This window comes from Humidesulfovibrio idahonensis (assembly GCF_054657715.1).
This window is the reverse complement of sequence record NZ_BAAHYE010000003.1, coordinates 63,103-85,132: the sequence shown is the minus strand read 5'-3', so window position 1 is coordinate 85,132 and position 22,030 is coordinate 63,103. Positions and strand designations below refer to the sequence as shown.

General features: G+C 65.2%; 19 protein-coding genes. 12 read left to right on the top strand and 7 right to left on the bottom strand.

Annotated elements, in window-relative coordinates; genetic code table 11:
- Positions 1-44: 44 nt before the first annotated feature.
- The 5 genes from ACYQ4W_RS07180 to ACYQ4W_RS07160 all read left to right on the top strand — a co-directional run bounded on the left by ACYQ4W_RS07180 (position 45) and on the right by ACYQ4W_RS07160 (position 5,559).
- Positions 45-2,246 carry a molybdopterin-containing oxidoreductase family protein gene (locus tag ACYQ4W_RS07180; protein WP_459854653.1) on the top strand — a complete coding sequence of 734 codons (2,202 nt, stop codon included), beginning with the start codon at positions 45-47 and terminating at the stop codon, positions 2,244-2,246.
- Positions 2,243-3,073, top strand: coding sequence for a 4Fe-4S dicluster domain-containing protein (locus ACYQ4W_RS07175; RefSeq protein WP_459854651.1), 831 nt, complete (start codon positions 2,243-2,245; stop codon positions 3,071-3,073). Before ACYQ4W_RS07180 ends, ACYQ4W_RS07175 begins: the two co-directional genes overlap by 4 nt.
- On the top strand, positions 3,060-3,779 hold the full coding sequence (locus ACYQ4W_RS07170; protein ID WP_459854649.1) for a formate dehydrogenase subunit gamma: 720 nt from the start codon (positions 3,060-3,062) through the stop codon (positions 3,777-3,779). Before ACYQ4W_RS07175 ends, ACYQ4W_RS07170 begins: the two co-directional genes overlap by 14 nt.
- A gap of 70 nt (positions 3,780-3,849) precedes the next feature.
- Positions 3,850-4,947, top strand: a complete 1,098-nt coding sequence (locus ACYQ4W_RS07165; protein ID WP_459854647.1) for a rhodanese-like domain-containing protein — start codon at positions 3,850-3,852, stop codon at positions 4,945-4,947.
- Positions 4,948-5,271: 324 nt separating this feature from the next.
- Positions 5,272-5,559 carry a metal-sensitive transcriptional regulator gene (locus ACYQ4W_RS07160; protein ID WP_459854645.1) on the top strand — a complete coding sequence of 96 codons (288 nt, stop codon included), beginning with the start codon at positions 5,272-5,274 and terminating at the stop codon, positions 5,557-5,559.
- A gap of 65 nt (positions 5,560-5,624) precedes the next feature.
- Here the strand turns inward: ACYQ4W_RS07160 and ACYQ4W_RS07155 are convergent, their stop codons facing one another.
- On the bottom strand, positions 5,625-6,290 hold the full coding sequence (locus tag ACYQ4W_RS07155) for a CerR family C-terminal domain-containing protein (protein ID WP_459854643.1): 666 nt from the start codon (positions 6,288-6,290) through the stop codon (positions 5,625-5,627).
- Positions 6,291-6,388: 98 nt separating this feature from the next.
- Between ACYQ4W_RS07155 and ACYQ4W_RS07150 the strand changes: the two genes are divergently transcribed.
- From ACYQ4W_RS07150 to ACYQ4W_RS07140, 3 genes are all read left to right on the top strand, one after another.
- Positions 6,389-7,831 (top strand): MFS transporter, encoded by a 1,443-nt coding sequence (locus ACYQ4W_RS07150; RefSeq protein ID WP_459854641.1) that lies wholly within the window; start codon positions 6,389-6,391, stop codon positions 7,829-7,831.
- Positions 7,832-7,939: 108 nt separating this feature from the next.
- Complete coding sequence (locus ACYQ4W_RS07145; RefSeq protein ID WP_459854639.1) at positions 7,940-9,091, top strand: potassium channel family protein; 1,152 nt, start codon at positions 7,940-7,942, stop codon at positions 9,089-9,091.
- Positions 9,091-9,606, top strand: a complete 516-nt coding sequence (locus ACYQ4W_RS07140) for a cyclic nucleotide-binding domain-containing protein (protein ID WP_459854637.1) — start codon at positions 9,091-9,093, stop codon at positions 9,604-9,606. The genes ACYQ4W_RS07145 and ACYQ4W_RS07140 overlap by 1 nt, the downstream gene beginning before the upstream one ends.
- Positions 9,607-9,684: 78 nt before the next feature.
- Here the strand turns inward: ACYQ4W_RS07140 and cydB are convergent, their stop codons facing one another.
- Positions 9,685-10,701, bottom strand: coding sequence for a cytochrome d ubiquinol oxidase subunit II (cydB, locus tag ACYQ4W_RS07135; RefSeq protein WP_459854635.1), 1,017 nt, complete (start codon positions 10,699-10,701; stop codon positions 9,685-9,687).
- A 35-nt stretch (positions 10,702-10,736) separates the two neighbouring features.
- Complete coding sequence (locus tag ACYQ4W_RS07130; RefSeq protein WP_459854633.1) at positions 10,737-12,041, bottom strand: cytochrome ubiquinol oxidase subunit I; 1,305 nt, start codon at positions 12,039-12,041, stop codon at positions 10,737-10,739.
- Between the two features lie 180 nt (positions 12,042-12,221).
- Between ACYQ4W_RS07130 and ACYQ4W_RS07125 the strand changes: the two genes are divergently transcribed.
- Positions 12,222-12,659, top strand: a complete 438-nt coding sequence (locus ACYQ4W_RS07125; RefSeq protein ID WP_459854631.1) for an Hsp20/alpha crystallin family protein — start codon at positions 12,222-12,224, stop codon at positions 12,657-12,659.
- Between the two features lie 596 nt (positions 12,660-13,255).
- Positions 13,256-14,602 carry a DnaA ATPase domain-containing protein gene (locus ACYQ4W_RS07120; protein ID WP_459854629.1) on the top strand — a complete coding sequence of 449 codons (1,347 nt, stop codon included), beginning with the start codon at positions 13,256-13,258 and terminating at the stop codon, positions 14,600-14,602.
- A 195-nt stretch (positions 14,603-14,797) separates the two neighbouring features.
- Here the strand turns inward: ACYQ4W_RS07120 and tsaB are convergent, their stop codons facing one another.
- The 4 genes from tsaB to ACYQ4W_RS07100 form a co-directional block, all read right to left on the bottom strand.
- Positions 14,798-15,613: a tRNA (adenosine(37)-N6)-threonylcarbamoyltransferase complex dimerization subunit type 1 TsaB gene (gene tsaB / locus ACYQ4W_RS07115; RefSeq protein ID WP_459854626.1), complete on the bottom strand. Its 816-nt coding sequence runs from the start codon at positions 15,611-15,613 to the stop codon at positions 14,798-14,800.
- Positions 15,588-16,649 (bottom strand): RIP metalloprotease RseP, encoded by a 1,062-nt coding sequence (gene rseP, locus ACYQ4W_RS07110; RefSeq protein WP_459854623.1) that lies wholly within the window; start codon positions 16,647-16,649, stop codon positions 15,588-15,590. The genes tsaB and rseP overlap by 26 nt, the downstream gene beginning before the upstream one ends.
- Positions 16,650-16,714: 65 nt before the next feature.
- Positions 16,715-17,950 (bottom strand): 1-deoxy-D-xylulose-5-phosphate reductoisomerase, encoded by a 1,236-nt coding sequence (locus tag ACYQ4W_RS07105; RefSeq protein ID WP_459854621.1) that lies wholly within the window; start codon positions 17,948-17,950, stop codon positions 16,715-16,717.
- A 7-nt stretch (positions 17,951-17,957) separates the two neighbouring features.
- The gene (locus ACYQ4W_RS07100) at positions 17,958-18,764 is read right to left on the bottom strand and encodes a phosphatidate cytidylyltransferase (protein WP_459854619.1); all 807 of its coding nucleotides are present in this window, start codon (positions 18,762-18,764) and stop codon (positions 17,958-17,960) included.
- Between the two features lie 179 nt (positions 18,765-18,943).
- On the opposite strand from ACYQ4W_RS07100, the gene ACYQ4W_RS07095 reads away from it, so the two are divergent.
- Positions 18,944-20,650, top strand: a complete 1,707-nt coding sequence (locus ACYQ4W_RS07095) for an HD domain-containing phosphohydrolase (RefSeq protein WP_459854617.1) — start codon at positions 18,944-18,946, stop codon at positions 20,648-20,650.
- A gap of 280 nt (positions 20,651-20,930) precedes the next feature.
- The gene (gene corA / locus ACYQ4W_RS07090) at positions 20,931-22,022 is read left to right on the top strand and encodes a magnesium/cobalt transporter CorA (protein WP_459854615.1); all 1,092 of its coding nucleotides are present in this window, start codon (positions 20,931-20,933) and stop codon (positions 22,020-22,022) included.
- Positions 22,023-22,030: the final 8 nt, after the last annotated feature.

Genomic DNA, 22,030 nt, shown 5'->3' with positions numbered 1-22,030 from the left:
CCGGGGGTGGTTCCGGCCCGCCAAACACAGCCAGGGGACCGATAATGACTGACCGTAAGCTTTCCCGACGCGACTTTCTCCGCCTTGCCGGAGCCTCCGCAACAGCAGCGGCGGTCACGGCCGTCAGCGCCGCAACGGCGCAAGAGGCCCGTGCCGCCGCCAGCGCGGTTGTTCCCGCCTGGGAGTCCAAATTCGGCGTGTGCGACATGTGCTTCAACCGCTGCGGACTCATCGCCCGGGTGGAGCGGGGCGTCATCACCAAGCTCGATCCCAACCCGATGTTCACCAAGTCGCGCGGCATGCTCTGCGCGCGGGGCAACGCCGGTGTGGACCAGGTGTACGACCCGGACCGGCTGAAGACCCCGCTGCTGCGCGTTGGCGCGCGGGGCGAGGGCAAGTGGAAGGCCATCGGCTGGGACGAGGCGCTGGACCTCGCCGCCGCGAAGATGAAGGACATCGCCGCCAAGCACACGCGCTGCGGCATGCTTTTCAGCGCCGGGGCCGACACCCAGAGCCAGTTCGTGAACCGCTTCGCCGAGGCCTTCGGCTCTTACAACGTCACCAGCCACGAGTCGTTGTGCCTGCTTTCCGGCAACCGCGCCTTTCTGGACACCTACGGCGAAGTGCCCCTGCCGGACGTGAAGAACAGCAAGTACGTCATCCTGGCCGGGGCCAACCGGCTGGAGGCCCTGGTGACGCCGGACAGCATGGACCTTGTGTCCATCATGAAGGCCGGAGCCAAGGTGGTTGTGCTGGACCCGCGCTACACCAAGAGCGCGGCGCTGGCCTCGGAGTGGTGGCCCGTCCGGCCGGGGACCGACATGGCCTTCATGCTCGCCCTGGCCCATGTCATCATTGCGGAAAAACTGTACGACCCCAAGTATATACAGGAGCGCACCAGCGGCTTTGAGCAGCTGGCCGCCCATGTGGCGGACAAGACGCCCCAGTGGGCGGAGGCGGAGACCGGCATTCCGGCCCAGGACATTGCGCGCATGGCCCGCGAGCTGGCCGCCGCCGCGCCCGCCGCCATGGTCTATCCTGGCCGCCGCACCTCGGACTACGAGAACTCCACGCAGATCCGCCGCAGCTTCGCCATCGTCAACGCGCTGCTGGGCAACTGGGACCGCCCGGGCGGGCTGGTGCCGCCGCGTCCCGCCGGGGTCAAAAAAGGCGCGCCCTTTGAACCGCCCTTTTACGACGACAACCCGCCGGGCCGCGTGGACCAGGGCGGCGTGCCGCTGCTCTTCGAGGATGAGGGCTCCTTCGTGCTCACGCGCGAGGCCGTCATCAAGGGCGCGCCGTATCCGGTCAAGGGCTGGATGGTCTACAAGACCAACCCCATGGCCACGGCCCCGGAGCGGCGCAAGACCCGGCAGATGATCGACGCCCTCGACTTCCTTCTGGTGGTCGACATCACCATGAGCGACACGGCCTGGATGGCCGATCTGGTGCTGCCCGCGCCCAGCGCCCTGGAGCGCCAGGACCCGGTGCAGGCGTTGCAGGCCGGTGCCGAGGGCGCCTGCCTGGTCTGGCGCGACCCGGTCATCGCGCCGCTGCACCAGTCGCGTCCCGTGTTCGACATCGTCAAGGCGCTTGCACAGCGTCTCGGCTTTCCCGAGGCCTTTGACTTCGACATCGCAAAGTACCGCGAGCAGCAGTTGGCGGCCTTCCCCGAGGCGGCGGAGATCTTGAGGCGCGACGGCGTGTTCTACCCGCCCAATCCGCCCCTCGGCACAACCGACGGCCAGCCCTTCAAGACGCCCAGCCAAAAGATAGAGCTGTTCAGCACGCGCTATGCGGACAAGGGCCTGGACCCCCTGCCCGTGTACCAGCCGCCCAAGCCCGCGCCGGAAGCCGCGCGGAAGTTCCGGCTGGTGGCGGGCCGCAGCGCCTGCGTCACCCAGGCCAGCAGCACAAACAACGCCCTGCTCTCGGAGTTCGAGCCGGAGAACACCCTCTGGCTCAACGAGGAATCGGCCCGGGAGCTGGGCGTGGCCCAGGGCGACATGGTGCTGGTGGAAAGCCCGGCGGGCCGGGGCGAACTCCGGGCCCTGGTGACGCCGAAGATCCGCAAGGACACGGTGTACATGCTCTCCGGCTTCGGCAGCGTGTCCGGCGGGCTCTCCCGCACCAAGGGCGTCGGCGCGTCCATCGTGGAGCTCATGGAGAGCCGCGTGGACGCCATCTGCGGCAACTCGGCCATGCACGAGACATATGTCAGCGTGCGCAAGAAGGGGGCGGCATGAACCAGCGGCTCGCCATGGTCATAGACTCGGCCAAGTGCATCGACTGCAAGGCCTGCCAGGCCGCCTGCAAGCAGGCCAACCACGTCTCGCGCGGGGCCTGGCGCAACTGGATCAAGGAGGCAGCGCCCGCCGTGGAGAACGGCAAGCTGGCCCGGGGGCACTTTCAGCCCGGGGCCTGCATGCACTGCGACGAGCCGAGCTGCCTTGCCGCCTGCCCCACGGGCGCGACCTTCAAAAGCGCGGACGGCAGCGTGGGCATCGACCCCAAGCTGTGCATCGGCTGCGGCAACTGCATCGCCGCCTGCCCGTACGGCGCGCGCTTCCGCGATCCCGTGAAGCGCAAGGCCGACAAGTGCGACTACTGCCCGCAGCGCCGCGCCGCCGGGCTCGCCCCGGCCTGCGTGGACACCTGCCCCACAAAGGCGCGGGTCTTCGGCGACATCAACGACCCGGACAGCGCCGCCTCCAGGCTTCTGGCCGCCAACCAGGGCCGGGTGGTGCGCATTGTGGCCAAGGGACGCGATACCAAGCCGAACATGTACTACATCGCCTCCACCGCGCCGGAGGGCTGGGCGGTCAAGCCCGTGGATCCGCTCTCCTTTGATGCGCTGACGCAGGTGGTTGGCCCCCTGGTGCGGTACGCCGTGGGGCTCTCCGGCCTGGGCGTGCTCGTCATGCTGGGCCGCCAGCTCATGGCGCGACCGAACCCAACGGCCGGCCACCGCGCCGGACCGGACGCGGCGGGCGATTCCGACACGGAAAGCAGGCAGGGCACGGCGAACAAGCCCGCCACAGTCGACAAGGAGGATGGCCATGACGCCCGCTAACGCAGAGATCAAGCGCCACGCCCCCTCGGACATCCGCATCCATTGGTTCAACGCGGCCTGCTGGCTGCTGCTCCTGGTCACGGGCATGGGGCTCATCAAGAACGAGAAGCTCAATCCCCTGGGCGCGTGGCTGCCCGACGCCCTGCGCGGGCTGTTCGGCGGCGGCAGCGCGGGCGGCGCGGTCCTGCTCACGATCCACGAGATCATCGGCGTGGCCTGGCTTCTCGGTTTTGCGGCCTATCTGGCGGTGAACGGACGCGGGGCGCGCTTCTTCCTGGCGGAGATCTTCAGCGTGCGCCCCGGCGACCTCTCGTGGCTGGCGCGCAAAATGGCCCGCATGACCGTGGGCCTGGGCAAGGAGCTGCCGCCCCAGGGCTATTACAACATGGGCCAAAAGGCTTTCGCCCAGGCCTCCGTGGCCGGAGGCGCGGCCATCGCCGTCACCGGGCTCATCCTGCTCCTGTCGGACAAGCTCTTCCCGGCCTCCCTGGCGTGGCTGGTGGGCTGGGCCGTCACCCTGCATTATCTGGCCGTGGGGCTGGTGTTCGCGGGGCTGCTCGTACACATCTACATGGCGGCCATCTCGCCGGAGGAGAAGCCCGGCTTCCGCAGCATGTTCACCGGCAGCGTGCCCGCGGACTACGCCCGCCGCCACCACGGCCTGTGGGTCAAGGGCCTGGAGGAGGAAGGGCAGGGCGGCAAGTGAGGTTCAAACGGACGCGGGGGAACCCCTGGTCCGATATCGTCGGCAACCCTTTTGATCTGAGGAGGAGACCATGCGACACGGCAAGCGACTTGCCCAGCTGTTGATTCTGGCGGTGCTGACCCTGGCCATAGCCAGCCAGGCCCAGGCCGCCAACCCGGACTATTTCTACAAGCATCTTGTGGACATCAACTATGTGAAGCCCCTGGTGAAGGTGCCGACTCCCGCGGGCTTCATGCTCATCGATTCGCGTCCGTATCAGGCCAAGTATGTTCCCGGCTACATCCCGACGGCCGTCAGCATTCCGGACAGCGAGTTCGACAAGAAGACGGGCCTGCTGCCCAAGGACAAGAGCACCACCCTGGTGTTCTACTGCGAAGGGCCGGAGTGCAAGCTCTCCCACAACTCCGCGCGCAAGGCGGAGAAGCTGGGCTACAAGAACGTGAAGGTGTTTCCCGGCGGCTATCCGGAATGGGGCAGGACGGGCAACTATCCGGCCATCGGCGTGGAGGCCGTGAAGGACATGCTGGCCAAGGGCGAGAACTACCTGCTCGTGGACTCGCGTCCCCTGGTGAAGTTCCTTGAGGGCAGCATCCCCTCGGCCGTCTCCATCCCCGACACGGCCTTTGAAAAGAAGACGGGCCTGCTGCCCGCGGACAAGGCCGCCCTGCTGGTGTTCTTCTGCGGCGGGTACGACTGCCCCCTGAGCCATAAGGGCGCGCTGAAGGCCAAGGCCCTGGGCTACGACAACGTGAAGGTCTGCGAAGCCGGCTATCCCGCGTGGGAAAAGGCATACGGCGCCACGGGCGGCGGGCTCAAGGCGCAGGCCGGCGGCGTCGAGGGCGTCATCGGCGTGGAGCAGTTCAAGAAGATCCTGGCCGAAAAGCCGGAGAGCATCATGGTCATCGATGTGCGGGATGCCGATGAATATGCGGCCGGGCACCTGAAGGGCGCGGTGAACATGCCCGTGAACGAGCTGGAGAAGAAGTTGCCCGGGCTTGCGTTCGACAAGCCCGTGGTGTTCGTGTGCGCCACAGGCTCCCGCAGCGGCGAGGCGTATTATATGGTGCGCGACCAGCGCAAGGACGTGAAGGACGTGTTCTACCTGGAAGCGACCACCAAGTGCCAGAAGAACGGTGATTGCGAGATGGTGGACAACAAGAAGAAGTGATGCCGGCGCCGACGCCCGGCCTGGGGGCCAACGCTCCCGGCCGGGCGTCTCGCTTCGTCTTTGCGCCGTTTCACCTGTCAGGCACATGGATATTTCCGATTGAAATCATCGGAGAAATCCGCTAGCGAAATGCCCGTTGCGTCGCATCGTACAGGAGGCCCCCCCTTGCCAAGTTCCCGCATCAGTGCCAAGCATGCTCCCAACTTGCAGCAAGGCACCCCGCAAGCCCCGTGCGGATTGGGTTCGTGCCGCGGGCACGACAGATACCCCGATGGCGGCGCAGAGCGTTTCGGCGCCGGGACAACAGTTTTTCAGGAGGCGGCCATGGCCAAAGAGATCAAGGATCAAGAGGCGCTGAAGAAAGACGTCATGGCGCGCATGAAGCGCATCGAGGGCCAGGTGCGCGGCATTCAGCGCATGATCGACGAGGGAAAGGAGTGCGAGGACATCCTGGTGCAGGTGCGCGCCGTGCGCTCGGCCCTGCGCTCCGCCACCACGCAGATCATGCGACGCTACCTGCTGCGCTGCAACGAGCAGGCCGTGCAAAGCGGCGATCCGAACGCCCAGTATGAGAAGCTCATGAAGCTCGTCTCGGATTTCATCGACGGCTAGCCGCCAGGACAACGCGGAGCATTCCTCCACATCGCCGGGGCCTCTCCGGCCCATCCTGCGCCGCCTTAATGGGTGGGCGTCTCCTCGATATTCACGGACTTCGGCAAATGTTGCAGCGCGCTCAGCGAGAAATCGGTGATGTGCCGGGCCAGGGCCGCTATGCCCGCCTCGTCGGTCCGAAGCGCGGGCGAAAGCTTGTCGATGACGGCCCTGTTGCGGAAGATGTGCTGGCACTGCCCGGCCACGCTCATGGCGCAGTGGAAGGCGCGCGCGTCCTCCGGCCTGGTGCCGTCGTTCAGCACCTCGGCCACGAGGCCGCGGAGCAGGGCGGAAAGGGGCATGATGTACAGCGCCACGATGTGGTCCAGGGCCGGGGTGGGCTCTTGCAGCTCCCTGGCCATGAGCTTGCCGCACCAGGCGAAACGCTCGCTGCCCATCATGCGCAAGAGAAAGGAATGGACGAAGGCGTAGAGCCGGTCCTCCACCGGGGTTTCCGGCCCCAGGCCGAGGGTGGGCGGGTAGCGCTTGAGCCCGAGTTCGAAGGCCTCCACCAGCAGGGCCTTGTACAGCCCCTCCTTGTCGCCGAAGTGATAATGCACGGCGGCCACGTTGGCGTTGGCCATGCGGCATATCTCGCGCACGGTCGCGGTCCGGAAGCCTTTTTCGGAAAAGATCTGCCCGGCTGCTTCCATGAGCCGGCCCTTGGTGTCTCCCATCTCCACTCGCTCCATGCATTCCTCCGGTCTGGCGTTGAAACGAGAGATTAAAACGCTTGATTGACGGAGTCAAATGGAATACTCAGGCTCTTCCGCTTTTGGCGGGGAGGAATATGCAAAACAATGATGTGAAAGGGACCGCCGGCGACTGGCGCGCGCTCTCCGTGGCGCTTTCCGGCACCTTCATGGCGACGCTGGACGCCGGCATAGTCAACACGGCGCTGCCCACCATCGGCCAAGGCTTCGGGGCCAGCTTGCCGCAGGTCCAGTGGATCGTCGGCGCGTATTTCCTGGTCATCTCCTGCCTGCTGCTGCTTTTTGGCCGCATGGGCGACATGTATGGCCGCAGGCGCATGTCCTCCCTGGGTTTTCTGCTGTTCACCATCGCCTCCATGCTGTGCGGCGCCGCGCCAAGCCTTTGGGCGCTCATCGCCGCCCGGGTGGGGCAGGGCGTCGGCGCGGCGATGCTCATGGCCAACGGTCCGGCCATCATCATGGCCGCCTTCCCCGGCCCCACGCGCGGACGCGCCCTCGGGCTGCTCGGCCTCACCGTGGCCCTGGGCTCGCTCACCGGCCCCGGCCTCGGCGGCATGCTCATCCAGGCCTTTGGCTGGCCCAGCGTGTTCTATGTGAATCTGCCCATCGGCCTCATGGGCTTCACCCTGGCGCGGCGCTTTCTGCCCCATCAGGAGCGCCTGCGCGACGAAACCCTGGACCTTGCCGGGGCCGTGCTGTTCGCCTTCGGCATGGTGGGCTTTCTGCTCGCCATGAGCCACGGGCACGACTGGGGCTGGAGCTCCACGCCGGTGCTGTGCGGCGTGGGCGTGGCCGTGGTGGCCTTTGCCGGGTTCTACCTGTGGGAGCGCCGCTGCACGCATCCCATGCTGGATTTCTCGCTCTTCCGCATCTGGCCGTTTCTCTCCGGCAACATCGTGGCCTACCTCTCGTTTCTCAGCATGTTCACCAACGCCATCCTTTTGCCGTTCTACCTGCACGGGCAGCAGCACATGGAGCCCTTCGCCACCGGCCTGGTGCTCTCGTCTTTGCCGCTCTCCATGGCCGTCTCCGCCCCGATCAGCGGCTACCTTTCCGAGCGCATGAACTTCGCCACCCTGACGTCCGTCGGCCTCGCGGTCATGAGCTGCGGACTCTTGTGGCTGTCGCTTTTGGCCTCGGACTCGCCCCTGTGGCGGGTTTACGCCGGGCAGGGCATTCTGGGCCTGGGCGTGGGCGTGTTCATGTCGCCCAACAACAACAGCGTGCTCTCCAGCGCTCCGCAGGACAAAGTGGGCCTGGTGGGCGGCGTTTTGGCCCTGGTGCGCAACGTGGGCATGGTCTCGGGCATCGCCGTGGCCATCAGCGTGTTCGAGGGCTTCCAGGGCTTCGCCAAAGGCACGGGAGCAGAGCCGGACGCCGCCTTCATGGTCGGTTTCCGCGCCGCGCTGACCACGGGCGCCTGCCTGGCTGCGTCAGCCGGGCTTTTGTCCATCTACCGCCGCAAGCTCTTTGTCGCCAAGCCCGCGCAGGAGCACCGCGTGGTGCACAAGAACGACTAGCCTGAGCGGCCCGCAAGGGCATCTTCCCCATTGATTTGAGCGCCCGTTCTGCTACGATTCGTAGTGCCTTTCCTTGTACAACGGCACGGACGAAGCGGAGCAGGCAGCGTGAAACGGCTCACCCTCCCAGACTTCATGCGCGGCGGCTCCTTCAAGCTGGCCAGCGCCATCATAGTGCTCATCTCCGTGAGTTCCATGGGCATCTTCGCCCTTGAGAGCAGAACCGTCGTTCCCGGCGTCTTCGAAGCCCTGTGGTGGAGCGTGGTCACCCTGACCACAGTGGGCTACGGCGACATCGTTCCGGCCACCACCGGCGGCAAGGTCCTTGGCCTGCTCGTCATGGCCGGGGGCATCGGGCTTGTTTCCACCCTCACCGGCAACATGGCTTCGCTGCTTGTTGAGCGCAAAGCCAAGAAACGAAAGGGGCTGCTGGAAGTGAAACTCAGCGGGCACGTCATCATTCTGGGCTGGAATTCCTCCGCCGCGGAGCTTGTGCGCGGCCTGCGCGAAAACGGCCTGGTGGAGAGCTGCGGGCTTGTGCTCGTCAGCGACCTTTCCCAGGAGCGGCGCGACGAGATCGCCTTCCAGCTCGACCTGGGCGAACGGCTGTTCTTCGTGGCCGGGCACATCAGCCAGGAAAACGTGGTGCACAAATCCAGGCCGGACCACGCCGCCCTGGTGTACATTCTGCGCCAGGACAACCTCCCCCCGCACGAGTCGGACCAGCAGAGCATTTACGCCGCGCTCACCGTGCGCGGCATGTCGCCCAAGGTGCCCATCTACGCGGAGGCCGCCATGCCGGAAAACCGCGTGCACCTTCTGCGCGCGGGCGTCACGGAGCTCATCGACCGGGGCGAGATATCCAGCGGCGTGCTGGCGCTTTTGGGTGCGGCCCCGCCGGCCTGGCAGCTCCTGCAATCCATGATCGGCCTTTCCGGCCGGCCGGGCATCGCGCTGCGGTCCTTGAGCCAGGAGGAGCGCTGCCTCACCTGGGGCGAGCTTGTGCCCCGGCTGCGCCACGCCGACGGCAGCCTGCCCCTGGCCCTGTGCCAAACCGCGCACAGCCTCGCCCTGGAGGATATTCTGGACACCGGCTCGGCCCTGGACCAGTTCATCCTGGAGCTGTTCCAGTCCCATGGGCGCGAGACCAAGCTGGGCAGCCGCGAGGCCGGGGTGCTGGTGAACCCGGCCGATGGGCAGGCCCTTGCGGCCTACGACGGCGTGCTTGTGCTGCGCGCCGGAAGCGGAGGGGACGCCTGATGTCCGAGATCGACTTCTCCTGCATTCCGGTGTTCCAAGACCTGAGCGCCGTGGAGCTGGAAGCGGTGCGCGGGATATTTCATGAGCGCTCGTGCCCGGCGGGCGATGTCGTCATGGCCGAGGGGCAAGTGGGCGAGGAGATGTTCATCCTGGTGCGCGGCACGGTGCAGATATCCAAAGCCATGCTGCTGCCGGGCATGAACGTGCCCCTGCTGAACATGGCCTCGCCGCGCAAGGTGCTGGCGACCCTGAAGGACGGCGTGCATCCCATGCTGGGCGAGGTGGCGCTCATCGACTCCGAGGTGCGCTCGGCCACGGTGCGCGCGCAGACGGACTGCGTGTTCCTGGTCACCAGCCGCGCACAATTTTTCGACTTGGCCAAGCGCGAGCCCGCAATCGGCGTGAAGCTCCTGCTCATCATCGGCAAGCGCATGGCAGCCACCATACGCCGCAGCAATTCCGAGGTGGTCAAGCTCACCACCGCCCTGGCGCTCTCCCTGCGCAAAAACGTCTGATTGTGCCATCGTCAACGAAAAAGGCCGCCCCCGGATGGGAGCGGCCTTTGCTTACATGCCCGGCGCTGCGTGCCGGGGCTAGTATTCCATTTCCTTTTCGCCCTCGATGGGCCCGCTGAAGTTCTTGTAGACCCAGAACTGGTAGGCGATGACGATGGGCACGAAGACCAGGGCCACGCCGAGCATGATCTTGAGGGTCAGCTGCGAGGAGGACGCGTTCATGATCGTCAGACTCCAGGCCGGATTCAGCGTGGAGATGAGAATGGCCGGGAACAGGCCGACCACGCCGAACAGGGCCACACAGGCGATGAACACGGCGGAGCCGGTCCAGGCCAGCCACAGCTTGCCGGCGGCCAGGTACAGGCGCGCGGCCAGCAGCCCGGCCACGGCCAGGCCCAGAATGAGGAACAGGTGCGGGTTCTTCAGATAGTTGCCGAAGAGCTGCGTGTGCACGAAGGAGTAGGCCAAAAAGGCCAGCACCAGCACCAGCACCGCGGGCCACAGCTTGGCGGCCATGGAGACGGCCCGGACCTTGATGTCGCCCGTGGCGCGGATGGCCAGCCACAGGGCCCCGTGCAGGGCGAACATGGCCACGAAGAACACGCCGCCGAGCAGGCCGTAAGGGTTCAGCAATTGGATGAGCCCGGACTGGTTCACGTGCTGCTCGTCGAGGGGCAGGCCGTGGAACAGGTTGGCGAAGGCAACGCCCAGAAGCAGGGCTGGCAGGAAGCTGCCCACGGTGTGGCAGGCGTCCCACAAGCTGCGCCAGGCCACGCTCTCCACCTTGCTGCGGAACTCGTAGGAGACGCCGCGGATGATGAGCGCGAAGAGCAGCAGCATCAGCGCGGAATACAGGCCGCTGAACATGGTGGCGTAGGCCAGGGGGAAGGCCGCGAAGGTCACGCCGCCAGCGGCGATGAGCCACACCTCGTTGCCGTCCCAGAAGGGGCCGCCGGCGTTGTAGATGGTGCGTTTGTCGAATTCATCCTTGGCCAAAAAGGGCATAAGGGTGCCCATGCCCAAATCGAATCCGTCCAGAACAAAGTAACCGGCCCAGAGCACTCCCCAGAGCACAAACCAAATAGTCTCAAGCATCGTTCACTCCTTGGCGTTGTTTGGGTTGTGGGACCTTACGCGTCCTGGGGACCCTTGCGGGCGGCGGTGACCATCAGGTAGGCACCGGCGGCGCCGAGCAAGGTGTACAAAAGGACCATGGCCACAAGGGAACTGCCGGCCTGACCGGCGGTGATGGGCGAAACAGCGTCAGCCGTGCGCATAAGGCCCTGCACGATCCAGGGCTGACGGCCGACCTCGGCCACTGTCCAGCCCGCCTCCATGCCCAGGTAGGGCAGGGGCATGGCCCAAACCATGGCCTTGAGGTACGTGGGGAAGTTCGAGAGGTTGTCGCGCTTCCACAGGCCGAAGAGCATGAGCAGCGGCATGAGCGTGCCGATGCCCACCATGACGCGGAAGGCGATGAAGGTGATGCCCACGGGCGGGCGGTCGGCGGGGGCGAAGTCCTTCAAGCCCTTCACCTCGGCGTCGGGATCGTTGAAGGCGAGAATGCTGAGGAGCGAGGGCACGGGCAGGGCCTGCACCAAGTTGCCTTCATTCTTTTCATCGGGAATCTGCAACAGGTACATGGGCGCATTCTTCATGGTCTCCCAGTGGGACTCCATGGCCGCCATCTTGGAGGGCTGCAGCTTGGCCACCAGGTTGCCATGCATGTGGCCCTGCACGGCCACGACAACCGTGGCCAAAAAGCCCACGGTAAGGGCAAGGCGCATGGACTTGCCGAAGAGTTCCTCGTTCTGCTTGCGCAAAAGGTGCCAGGCGCTGATGCCGGCGATGAAGAAGGCGGCCACGCAGAACGCGCCCGAAACCACGTGCACAAACTCGTTCCAGGCCCAGGGATTGGTGATGACGGCGAGGAAGTCGGTCAGTTCCGCGCGGCCGTTGCGCAACTCAAAGCCGAGCGGGTTCTGCATGAAGCCGTTGGCGATGAGGATCCACACGGCGGAAAGATTGCTCGCCAGGGCCACCAGCCAGGCCGTTACCGCGTGGGCCTTGGGCGAGAGCTTGTCCCAGCCGAAGTGCCATACGCCGATGAAGGTGGATTCGAGGAAGAAGGCCGCCGTGGCCTCGATGGCCAAGAGCGAGCCGAAAATATCGCCCACATAGGCGGAATAGCGCGACCAGTTGGTGCCGAACTGGAATTCCAGCGTGATGCCGGTCACGACGCCCAGGGTGAAATTGATAAGGAACAGTTTACCCCAGAACTTGGCCATGCGCCTGTACACCGTTTTGCCCGTGCGCGCGTAGGCGGTCTCCATGCAGGCGATGAGCACGGAAATGCCCAAGGTCAGCGGCACGAACAAAAAGTGAAACATTGTTGCAGCCGCAAATTGCAGCCGCGAAAGCATGAGTGCGTCCATAGAACCCCCTGGATTTGTCAGTTCTCAACCAAGAATGATTCCTAATACTGCCCTCGCAGCTGAATTGCAACAACTTCTTTGTATCATTCCCGGGTTTGTTTGCAACAAAATTGGCGGCGGCACCCGATTGCGCCCAGCCCGGATTTTGCGTAATTGGAAAAGAACACCAGGAGGTGACGCATGGGCAAATGGGATCCGTGGCGCAACATTGACGCGTTCCGCCAGCAGATGGAACGCTTGTTCGATGAAGCTCGCAGCGTGCAGACCGAAACTGGGGTCGGCGGGTATGTGTGGACGCCCATGGCCGATGTGCTGGAGACGCCGCACGCCATCATCGCCCAGGTGGAGCTGCCGGGCATCCGGCCCGAGCAAGTGGTGGTCGAGATTGTCGACGGCGATCTGGTGGTGCGGGGCGAAAGGCCCTTTGACCGCGACGAGCCGGAACCTGCCTATATAATAATGGAGCGCGCCCACGGCACCTTTGCCCGGCGCTTTTCCCTGCCTCCCGGCGTTGACGGGGCCTCCGTCACCGCCTCTCTGACCGAAGGCGTGCTGACTGTGACCGTACCCAAGCGCGGACCACAGACGCCAGCCCGGTTCAGTCTCGAAATCGACTAGCTCCCGGAAGCATCCCACGCATTGCGGCTTGGCCGCTACGTATCCGTGCCCTGTGGCGCGCGAACCGGCTATTTTTTAACCGTCTAATTCACCTATTCAAAATCGTGATGCCTCGCTGGGGCCTGTTCGTTTTGGTGTTTTTATAACCAACTGTAAATTTGGTAGAATTAGACATTTTACGTATTGCTTGTGGGAAGGTGTTTCAATCGCTCCAACGGGGGGAAATGAAAAAGTGTAAACGGTGTCGGGGTCACGGGCATGCGGCTTTCATTTGCCAGGATGTTTCACAGGAATAGTACCTACCGTGAAAACACACAGTCGAGAAAAGTTGTGTGATTTTTCGAAATCAGCCGAAAATTGAAGTTGTGCTTGTTGAAAATGTAATTCACAAGTTGTTGCCACCTTGCACTGGGCAGCCCGGAAGCCCCGGTATTCAGGCCTTTCTCATTCCTATTTTTTAAGGCTTGTCTCCATGAAAATTTTATGAATGTTTATATTTCGGTATGTTACATTGTAGAGAACGGCCGGCTTCTCCTCTGCGCTTCTGACGACAGGCGGGATTGTTCGATGTGCCCGTGCCGGATAGACAGGCTTCCATGAATGCGGATCTCTGGCTGAAACTGCTCCCTATGCTCGAAAATCGACTGGAACAGGGGTTATACACCCTCTGGATCAAGCCGCTTTCCGCCCGGTGCGAGGGAAACACCCTCGAACTTCAGGCTCCCAATGAATTTGTCGCCACGTGGGTGCGCGAGAGGCTTTTGGAGATCGTGCGCGAAACCGCGCAGGAAATGACCGGCAAGCGCCTGGACCTTTCCGTGGTGGTGCGCAAGCATGTGGCCGTTGCGCCGCAAGCCCCGCAGCCGCAACAGCTGCGGGCCGCGCCCGCCCTGGCGCTGCCCCTGGACTATCAGCCCCGGCCCCTGGCGGAAACCCGCTGGCGCTTCAGCTTCGAGGACTTCGTGGTCGGACCGTGCAACGAGCTGGCCTGCGCCGCCTCCAAGGGCTTGTGCAACGACGCCCTCTCCGCGGACCACCTGTTCCTTTCCTCCGGCCCTGGCCTTGGCAAAACGCACCTGCTGCACGCCATCGGCCGTCAGTTGGCGCAAAAGAGCAACCGCACCCGCACGAACATCGCCTGCCTCTCGGCAGAGGAGTTCTCCACCCGCCTGGTGCTGGCCATCAAGGCCCGCGAAGCCGCGCGCTTCAAGGCGGAGTTCCGCGAATCCGTGGACGTGCTGCTGCTTGAGGACATTCATTTCTTCCAGGGCAAGGGCAAGCTGCAGGACGAGCTGCTCATGACGCTGAAGGCGTTGCAGGCCCGCGGCTGCAAGGTGGTGCTCACCAGCTCCTTTTTGCCCCGCGAGCTGAACGAGGTCGACCCCCAGCTGGTGTCGTGCTTCGCCTCCGGCTTTTTGGCCCTCATGGACACCCCGGACTTCGCCACCCGCGAGGAGATCGTCCGGCGCAAGGCCCGCAGCCTGCAGGTCCAGGTGCCCGACGACGTCACCGGCCTGCTGGCCGAACGCCTGACCACGGACATCCGCCAGTTGGAAAGCTGCCTCAACAACCTCGTGCTCAAGGCCCGGCTGCTCGGCCAGCGCATCACCACGGAATTGGCCTGGCAGGTGCTTGAGAACTACGCCTCCCAGTCGGCCAGCCCGGACGTGGAGCGCATCGTCAGCTTCGTGTGCAAGACCTATGGCATCGAGGAGCCGGAGCTTTTGTCCAAAAGCCGCAGCCAGCAGACGGTTCTGGCGCGCAACACGGCCTTCTACCTGTGCCGCAAGCACACCACCCTGTCGCTGGCCGCCATAGGCGAACGCCTTGGCCGCAAACACTCCACCGTGCTCAAGGGCATCATCAACGTGGAGCGCGAGATAAACCACCAGACGCCTCTTGGGCGCCAGCTCACCAGCACTGTCGGACGCCTGTCCGCCTGATCTCACACACGCAAGGCCCTGGAAAACAGGGCCAGTCAAACCGGCGCGCGCCGGGTCGGCCCCGCTTCAGGACAACCTGAAAGGGGGGAGGAAGCCGGCCCGGCGCTCTGTCGTTTTGCGGCGCGGCGTCTTGGGGCGGGCAGTTTTCGGGTGTGGCGTTTGGGGCTTGAATTTTGGGATTTGTGAGCCGAGGCGTCAGCTCAGGGTGCGGCTGCCGCGCGCGAGAATCTCCTGCGCGGCCGACTCGGAAAGCCCGCGTCCGGCGGCGATGGCGGCCAAGTTGTCCTCGGCGTCGGAGGCGCGCAGATATATGGGCAGCAGCGGACCAGGACCGAAGCGCGCGCTGGCGGCCAGGGTCAAAAGCGTCTGCGGCCTGGGCGCGTCCCAAAGGTCGGGCAGCAGGCGCAGGCCCGCGTCCGTGTAGGCGAGCTCCTGAAAAATGGGAAGATTGCGGCGCAGACCGCCACCCAGCACGAACAGCGGGCGGGGCAGGGGGGCCAAAAAGTCCGCCATGGCGGAAAGGAAGACCACGGAAGGCGGCGTGAGGGCGGCAGCGCCCTGAAACGCCTGGGCGTACACCTGCCCCCGGCGCGACCAGGAAAGGGCCAGCACCGCGCCGGTGACGGCAGCGGCGGCCTCGTGCGCCAACAGGGCCAAATGGTCGAGCCCGGCCAGCGTCGCTCCGTTGCCGGCGGCCAGCCCCTCCGCCAGGGTGAGCGACATGCGCACGCCCGTGAAGCTGCCCGGACCGTGCACGCAGGCGATGTGTTTGATGTCCTTGGCGCTGGCGCCAATGCCCTGCAGCATGTTGGCGATGCCCGGCGCGAGGAAGCGCATGGCCTGCCCCGGCATGGTCCATTCCTGCGAGGCCGCGAGGGCGGCGTCAAATCCGGCGTCGGAACCTGCCTCAACCGGAGCGCGCAGGCGGCCCAGCACCATTTGCAGCCGCTCGTCCGCCCCGTTCAGGGCCAGAATCAGGCCCGCGTCATTTGAAGAGTCGGCGCAGATCATTGTAGGTCGCAAAGAGCATGAGCGCCGCCAGCATGGCGATGCCGAGGCGCATGGCCGCGTTGCGGGCGCGTATGCTCAAGGGTTTGCGCGTTATGCCCTCCAGGCTGAAGAGCGCCAGGTGGCCGCCGTCGAGCACAGGAATGGGCAGCAGGTTCACGAAGCCGAGGTTGGCCGAGAGCGCGGCCGCCAGGGCCAGCACGCCGATGATGCCTTCCTGCGCCTCGCGGTTGATGAGCTGCACGATGAGGATGGGCCCGCCGATGGAGTCCGCCGGGACCACGCGCTCGATCATCTTTATCAGGGCCGTGACCATGTTCACGATGGCCCGCCAGGTCTCCTTGGCCGAAAGCTTGAGGCTCTGCGTCGCGTCCAGCTCCAGGGTGACGATCTCCCGCGCGGCCACGATGCCGAGCATGGGCGACTTCACGGTTTCGCCGAACACGTTCTTGCGCTCGCGCAGCTCCGGGGTGACGCTGATGGCCACGTGCTCCTTGCCGCGCTTGATCTCCAGGTTGAGGACCTTGCCCTCGGAAGCCTGCACCAGCTCGGTCAGGTCCTCCCAGAAGGTGATGGCGCGGCCGTTCACCGTGAGGATGTTGTCGTTCGCCTGGATGCCCGCGCTGGCAGCGGGGCTTTCGGGCAGCACCTGGCCGATGGTCGGCGCCAGACCCATTTGGCCCTGGCTAGCGAAAAGCGCCCAGTAGATGCCCCAGGCCAGGATGAAGTTGAAGATGGGGCCGGCGGCCACCACGCACATGCGCTGCCACACGGGCCGCAGGCTGAAGAGCAGGTCCTTCGGGAACTCCGGCTCCTCCGGATTGTCCGGCGATTCTCCGGCCAGCATGACGTATCCGCCAAGGGGCAGGGCGCACAGGCGGTACTCGGTCATGCCGGAGCGGAAGCTCCAGATTTTTGGCCCAAAGCCCAGGGCGAAGGCCTTGACCCCGATGCCGAGCATCCGGGCCACGAGGAAGTGCCCAAGCTCATGGAAGAAAATCAGTCCGCCCAGGACCAGAAGAACGGCGATAAAACCCACAATCGCTCCTTGTCGCGTCCCTTTTCGGGGTGGCGCGCCCGGTATTGCAATGATTCAACTCTGGTTCAGCTAAGTCCGGCTCCGGCGCAGTCAATGACCGTGCGCCGCGTCTCGGCGTCCACCGCCAGCAGGTCCGCCGCGCCGGTGTCCTCGGGCAGGGCGGCATGCCGCGCAAGCGCCCCCTCGATGAGCCGGGGAATATCCATGAAGGCAATGCGTTTTTGCAAGAAAAGTTCGACGGCGGCCTCGTTTGCGGCGTTGAGCACGGCCGGGTGGCTGGGGCTTGCGGCAAAGGCCTCCTTGGCCAGACGCAGACAGGGAAACAGCGTCTCGTCGGGCTTCTCGAAGGTCAGGCTGCCCACCTGCGCCAAGTCCAGCCGGGGCATGCCCAGTGTGACGCGGCGGGGAAAGCACAGGCAGTGCGCGATGGGAATGCGCATGTCGGGCACGCCCAGGTGGGCCAGTTGCGAGCCGTCCACGTATTCCGCCAGGGAGTGCACGATGCTCTGCGGATGCACCAGCACATCCACGCGCTCCACGGGCAAACCGTACAGGTGGCAGGCCTCGATGACCTCAAGCCCTTTGTTCATCAGGCTGGCGGAGTCCACGGAGATCTTGGCGCCCATGCTCCAGTTGGGATGATTGAGCGCCTGCTCCGGCGTGGCCGAAGCCAGGAAATGTTCGTCGCGGCCGCGAAACGGCCCGCCGGACGCCGTGAGGATGAGCCGGGCCAGCTCTGGCCCCGCGCCGTTGTCCTTGTCCGCATGGCCGCACAGGGCCTGGAACAGGGCGTTGTGCTCGGAGTCCACGGGAAGCACCACGGCGCCGCTTGCGCGGCAGGCCTGCCGTATGAGCCGCCCGCCGATGACCAGGCTTTCCTTGTTGGCCAGGGCGATGTGCTTGCCTTGCCGCGCCGCCGCCAGGGTGGGCAAAAAACCCGCCGCGCCAACGATGGCCGAAAGGACCATGTCCGAGCCCGGGCTGGCGGCGATGGCTTCGTAGGCAGCGGGGCCGAACAAGATCTCCGGCGCGTAGCCCGCGGGCAGCAGGGCGCGCAAGGCCTTCGCCGTGGCTTCGTCCAGCACGGCCAAGACCGGCGGGCGGTGGCGCGCGGCCTGCTCGGCCAGGCGCTTGGCGTTCTTGCCGCCAGCCAGGGCGACAATATCGAAGAGCTCCGGATGCTCGTCCACCACGCGCAGGGCGCTGACGCCGATGGACCCGGTGCTGCCCAGCACGGCCAAGCGGCGCGGGAAGGGCGCTTGCAGGGCGAGGGGCGGCCAGATGGAGATGTAGGTCTTCATGCTGCGGCTACGGGAAGAGCGGGATGCCCAATTTGAACAGGGCGAAGCAGGGCAGGGCCAGCAGCAGGCTGTCGATGCGGTCGAGCAGGCCGCCATGTCCGGGCAGCAGCGTGCCGGAGTCCTTGACCGCGAGCCTGCGCTTGAGGGAGGATTCGAAGAAGTCGCCCATCTGGGCGGCGATGTTCAGAACAACGCCCAGGGCGATCCACACGTAGATGGGCGCTTCGCCCAGGTTCAGGCCATAGGCCGTCACCGCCACGATGCAGCCGACAAGCCCGCCGATGCTGCCCGCCCAGGACTTTTTCGGGCTCACCTGCGGCCAGATTCTGGCCTTGCCGAAGAACGTACCGGCGTAATAGGCGGCCGTGTCCGAAACTGCCGTGGAGACGAGGACCAGGATCATTTCCGTGGTGCTCAAGGTGAGGGCGAATTGCAGCATGAGGGGCAGGTAGCCCGCGCCGGCCATGAGGATGAGCTCGTCGTTGAAGTCGGCGTGGTCCTGGTCCGCGCTGTAGCGGAAGAGAAAGCGCAGCGCCAGAAACCAGAAGCACCCGGCCAGGGTCCACAGGACGCTCTGCGGTCCGCCGAACTTGACGGCCAGGAGCAGCACCGCGCCGATGCCCACGGCCGTGAGGCGCAGGCTTTTGTGCTCCGGTCCGGGGCGGAACATGGCCGTGAACTCCCACTGGCCCGCGGCGCACACGAGCAAAAGCACGGCCAGAACCAGGATGCCGCCCTGCCAAAGGGCCAGGGCCACCAGTCCGACAGCGAGGCCAGCGGTGAGAATGCGCTGCTGATGGGCGGATGCTGGCACGAGGACTCCTGGTAAAAGAATTGGCGATGCGCGAATGTACGGGGGCCTTGTACTCCATTCCCGTCCAGCGGGCAACCGTGGGCAGCCCCCCTTTCCTATCGGCGGCGAGCTATGCTATCAAAGGGACAAGCGATACGAGCGCCGGATCTGCGCTGGGACACCTCAGGGAGGGAGCCGCCATGATTGAAGAGCACAACGATGCCGAGCAGGGCCGCCACGGCGAAGCGGGCCGGGAAGCCGGCGGCGACGCCGAAACCCTGGAGGACCTGCGCGGGCAAGTGTCCCGGCTCACCGAGCGCGTGCAGCATCTGACGGACATCGGCCTTGCCCTTTCCGGCCAGCAGAACCGCGACCGCCTGCTGGAGATGATCGTGGCCCTGGCGCGGTCCATAACCGGCGCGGACGCGGGGACCCTCTACATCGTCGACGATTCCGGCAAGTACCTGGAATGGGTGGTGATGCAGAACGACACCATGAACGTGCGCCTGGGCGGCACCAGCGGCAACCCCATCACCCTGCCTCCTGTGCGGCTCTACGCGGCCGACGGCCAGGAAAACCACGCCAACGTCTCCTCCCACGTGGCCCTGGCGCGAGAGGTGGTCAACATCGAGGACGTTTACTGCGCCGAGGGCTTCGACTTCACCGGCACCCGCCGCTACGACGAGGGCACGGGCTACCGCTCCCAGTCCATGCTCGTCATCCCCATGGAGAACCACGAGCGCGAGGTCATCGGCGTGCTCCAGCTCTTGAACGCCAAGGACAAGACCACCGGCAAGGTGACGGCCTTTTCGCCCATCAGCCTGGCCTCGGTGCAGTCGCTGGCCTCCCAGGCGGCGGTGGCCCTCACCAACACCCAGCTCATCCAAGGCCTCAAGGCCCTGCTGTACTCCTTCATGCAGAGCATCGCCGCGGCCATTGACGCCAAGAGCCCGTACACGCGCGGCCACATCGACCGCGTGGTGGACCTGACCATGCGCATCGCCGAGACCATCAATAATCAGACCGACGGCCCTTACAAGGACGTGCATTTCAATGAGAACGAGCTGGAGGAGCTGAAGCTCGCCGCGTGGATGCACGACGTGGGCAAGATCACCACGCCTGTGCATGTGGTGGACAAGAGCACCAAGCTTGAGGCCATCATCGACCGCATCGAGATGATCCGCACGCGCTTCAAGTTCATCGGCAAGGCGCTGCAGGCCGAGCTTTTGGAGCGCCTGCTCGAACTGGCGGGCAGCGGCGGCAGCCGGGCGGAGATGACCGCCGTGGCCGAGGAGCTGGAAAAGCGGCGGCAGGACCTGGAGGCCGACATGGAGTTCGTCGTCTCGTGCAACAAGCCGGGCGAGTTCATGAGCGACGAGCGCATCGCCCGCGTCAAGGAGATAGCCGCGCGCACCTACAAGGACGGCGACGCCGAACTGCCCTGGCTGACGGAGAACGAGGTCATGAACCTGTGCATCCGCAAGGGCACCCTTACCGACGCCGAGCGCAAGATCATCGAGGACCACACCGTGGTCACCATCGACATGTTGAGCCGCTTGCCGTTCCCCAAGCGCCTTTCGCGCGTGCCGGAGTTCGCGGGCGCCCACCACGAAAAGCTCGACGGCACCGGCTATCCCAACCACATCGGCGGCGACGCCCTCTCGCTGCAGGCGCGCATTCTGGCCGTGGCCGACGTTTTCGAGGCGCTTACCGCCAAGGACCGGCCCTACAAGGAGCCCATGAAGCTCTCCCAGGCCATGAAGATCCTGGGCTTCATGGTCAAGGACAAGCACGTGGACGGCGATGTCTTCAGCCTGTTCACCAGCGCCGGGGTGTACAAGGACTATGCCGCGGCGCATTTGAACCCGTCGCAGATCGACGAACTGCCGCCCCCGCCGAGCGCCTAAGGCTGCGTTCTCGCAGAACGCCCCGGCTTTGACCGGGGAGGATGCGCTTGGCGCCCGCGTTCTTGGCGGCGCTCGCATCGATAAAGACCTGGGGATGCGCGGCTGGCGATCCTGTGCCGTGTCGCTGTCCCGCCGTCTTGGGCCGAGCGCTGTGGAGCCTGCGAATATTTCGCCCCTGCGCCAAGGCTGAGGGGGATGGACGAGAACACCGCGCGGAGGGCGATTTCCCTCGCTGGTTCGACCCAGCTGTTGGCGCATGCGCCCCAAGGAGATCATTTCGATGTTCGAGAACCTGCACCGCCGCGTCAGCAAAAAAGGCATGCCGCCCGGCACCGTCACCTACGTGGGCCGCAAGCAGACCCGCGCCGTGGCGCTCGACGCCATCCACATCGGGCCGGAGGGCGGGCCGGAAGGCGTGCGCCGCGAGACGCCGACGACCCCGGAGGCCTGCGCCGCATTTGCGCAAATGCCCGGGCTCACCTGGATCAACGTGGACGGCCTGCACGACCCGGACTGCATCGTCCGCCTGGGCGAGGTTTTCCACCTGCATCCCCTGGTGCTGGAGGACATAGTGCACACGGGCCAGCGGCCCAAGCTGGACGAGCTGGACGACGCGCTTTTTGTTGTGCTCAAGATGCTGCGCTACAACGAGAAAGCGCGCACCATCGAGGACGAGCAGGTGTGCTTCGTGCTCAAGAACAACCTGCTGCTGACCTTTCAGGAAAAGGCCCAGGGCGACGTCTTCGGCGAGATCCGCAAGCGGCTTTTGGCCGGCGCCGGCCGCCTGTGCAAGGGCGGGGCGGACTATCTCATGTACGCGCTCATCGACGCCATTGTGGACAATTACTTCGTGGTGCTGGAGCGCATGGGCGAGGACATTGAGGAGGTGGAGGAGAAGCTGCTGGCAGCGCCCACGCCGGAGGAGCTGGAGACCATCCACGCCCTGCGGCGCGAGGCCCTCTTCCTGCGCAAGTTCGTGTGGCCCCTGCGCGAGGTGCTGGCCCGGCTGGAAAAGGGCGGCTATCCCGTGGTGGCCGACTCGACCATCGTCTACCTGCGCGACCTGTACGACCACACCATCCAGGTCATGGACACGGTGGAGACCTTCCGCGACATGCTCTCCGGCATGCTGGAGCTGTACCTTTCCAACGTGAGCCTGAAGCTGAACGAGACCATGAAGGTGCTGACCATGATCTCCACGGTGTTCATTCCGCTGAGCTTCATGGCCTCGCTGTACGGCATGAACTTCAAGCACATGCCCGAGCTGGAGACGGAGTACGGCTATTATGTGGTGCTCGGCGTCATGGCCTGCACGGTCACGGGCATGGTGGTCTACTTCCGCCGCAAGGGCTGGCTGGGCGGCAAGGGCTGAGAAGCGCC

What these genes read in the sequence shown, in the direction of transcription:
- ACYQ4W_RS07180 (WP_459854653.1), top strand. Translation starts at nt 45, where the DNA reads ATGACTGACCGTAAGCTTTCCCGACGCGACTTTCTCCGCCTTGCCGGA.
- ACYQ4W_RS07175 (WP_459854651.1), top strand. Translation starts at nt 2,243, where the DNA reads ATGAACCAGCGGCTCGCCATGGTCATAGACTCGGCCAAGTGCATCGAC.
- ACYQ4W_RS07170 (WP_459854649.1), top strand. Translation starts at nt 3,060, where the DNA reads ATGACGCCCGCTAACGCAGAGATCAAGCGCCACGCCCCCTCGGACATC.
- ACYQ4W_RS07165 (WP_459854647.1), top strand. Translation starts at nt 3,850, where the DNA reads ATGCGACACGGCAAGCGACTTGCCCAGCTGTTGATTCTGGCGGTGCTG.
- ACYQ4W_RS07160 (WP_459854645.1), top strand. Translation starts at nt 5,272, where the DNA reads ATGGCCAAAGAGATCAAGGATCAAGAGGCGCTGAAGAAAGACGTCATG.
- ACYQ4W_RS07155 (WP_459854643.1), bottom strand. Translation starts at nt 6,290, where the DNA reads ATGGAGCGAGTGGAGATGGGAGACACCAAGGGCCGGCTCATGGAAGCA.
- ACYQ4W_RS07150 (WP_459854641.1), top strand. Translation starts at nt 6,389, where the DNA reads ATGCAAAACAATGATGTGAAAGGGACCGCCGGCGACTGGCGCGCGCTC.
- ACYQ4W_RS07140 (WP_459854637.1), top strand. Translation starts at nt 9,091, where the DNA reads ATGTCCGAGATCGACTTCTCCTGCATTCCGGTGTTCCAAGACCTGAGC.
- cydB (WP_459854635.1), bottom strand. Translation starts at nt 10,701, where the DNA reads ATGCTTGAGACTATTTGGTTTGTGCTCTGGGGAGTGCTCTGGGCCGGT.
- ACYQ4W_RS07130 (WP_459854633.1), bottom strand. Translation starts at nt 12,041, where the DNA reads ATGGACGCACTCATGCTTTCGCGGCTGCAATTTGCGGCTGCAACAATG.
- ACYQ4W_RS07125 (WP_459854631.1), top strand. Translation starts at nt 12,222, where the DNA reads ATGGGCAAATGGGATCCGTGGCGCAACATTGACGCGTTCCGCCAGCAG.
- ACYQ4W_RS07120 (WP_459854629.1), top strand. Translation starts at nt 13,256, where the DNA reads ATGAATGCGGATCTCTGGCTGAAACTGCTCCCTATGCTCGAAAATCGA.
- tsaB (WP_459854626.1), bottom strand. Translation starts at nt 15,613, where the DNA reads ATGATCTGCGCCGACTCTTCAAATGACGCGGGCCTGATTCTGGCCCTG.
- ACYQ4W_RS07105 (WP_459854621.1), bottom strand. Translation starts at nt 17,950, where the DNA reads ATGAAGACCTACATCTCCATCTGGCCGCCCCTCGCCCTGCAAGCGCCC.
- ACYQ4W_RS07095 (WP_459854617.1), top strand. Translation starts at nt 18,944, where the DNA reads ATGATTGAAGAGCACAACGATGCCGAGCAGGGCCGCCACGGCGAAGCG.
- corA (WP_459854615.1), top strand. Translation starts at nt 20,931, where the DNA reads ATGTTCGAGAACCTGCACCGCCGCGTCAGCAAAAAAGGCATGCCGCCC.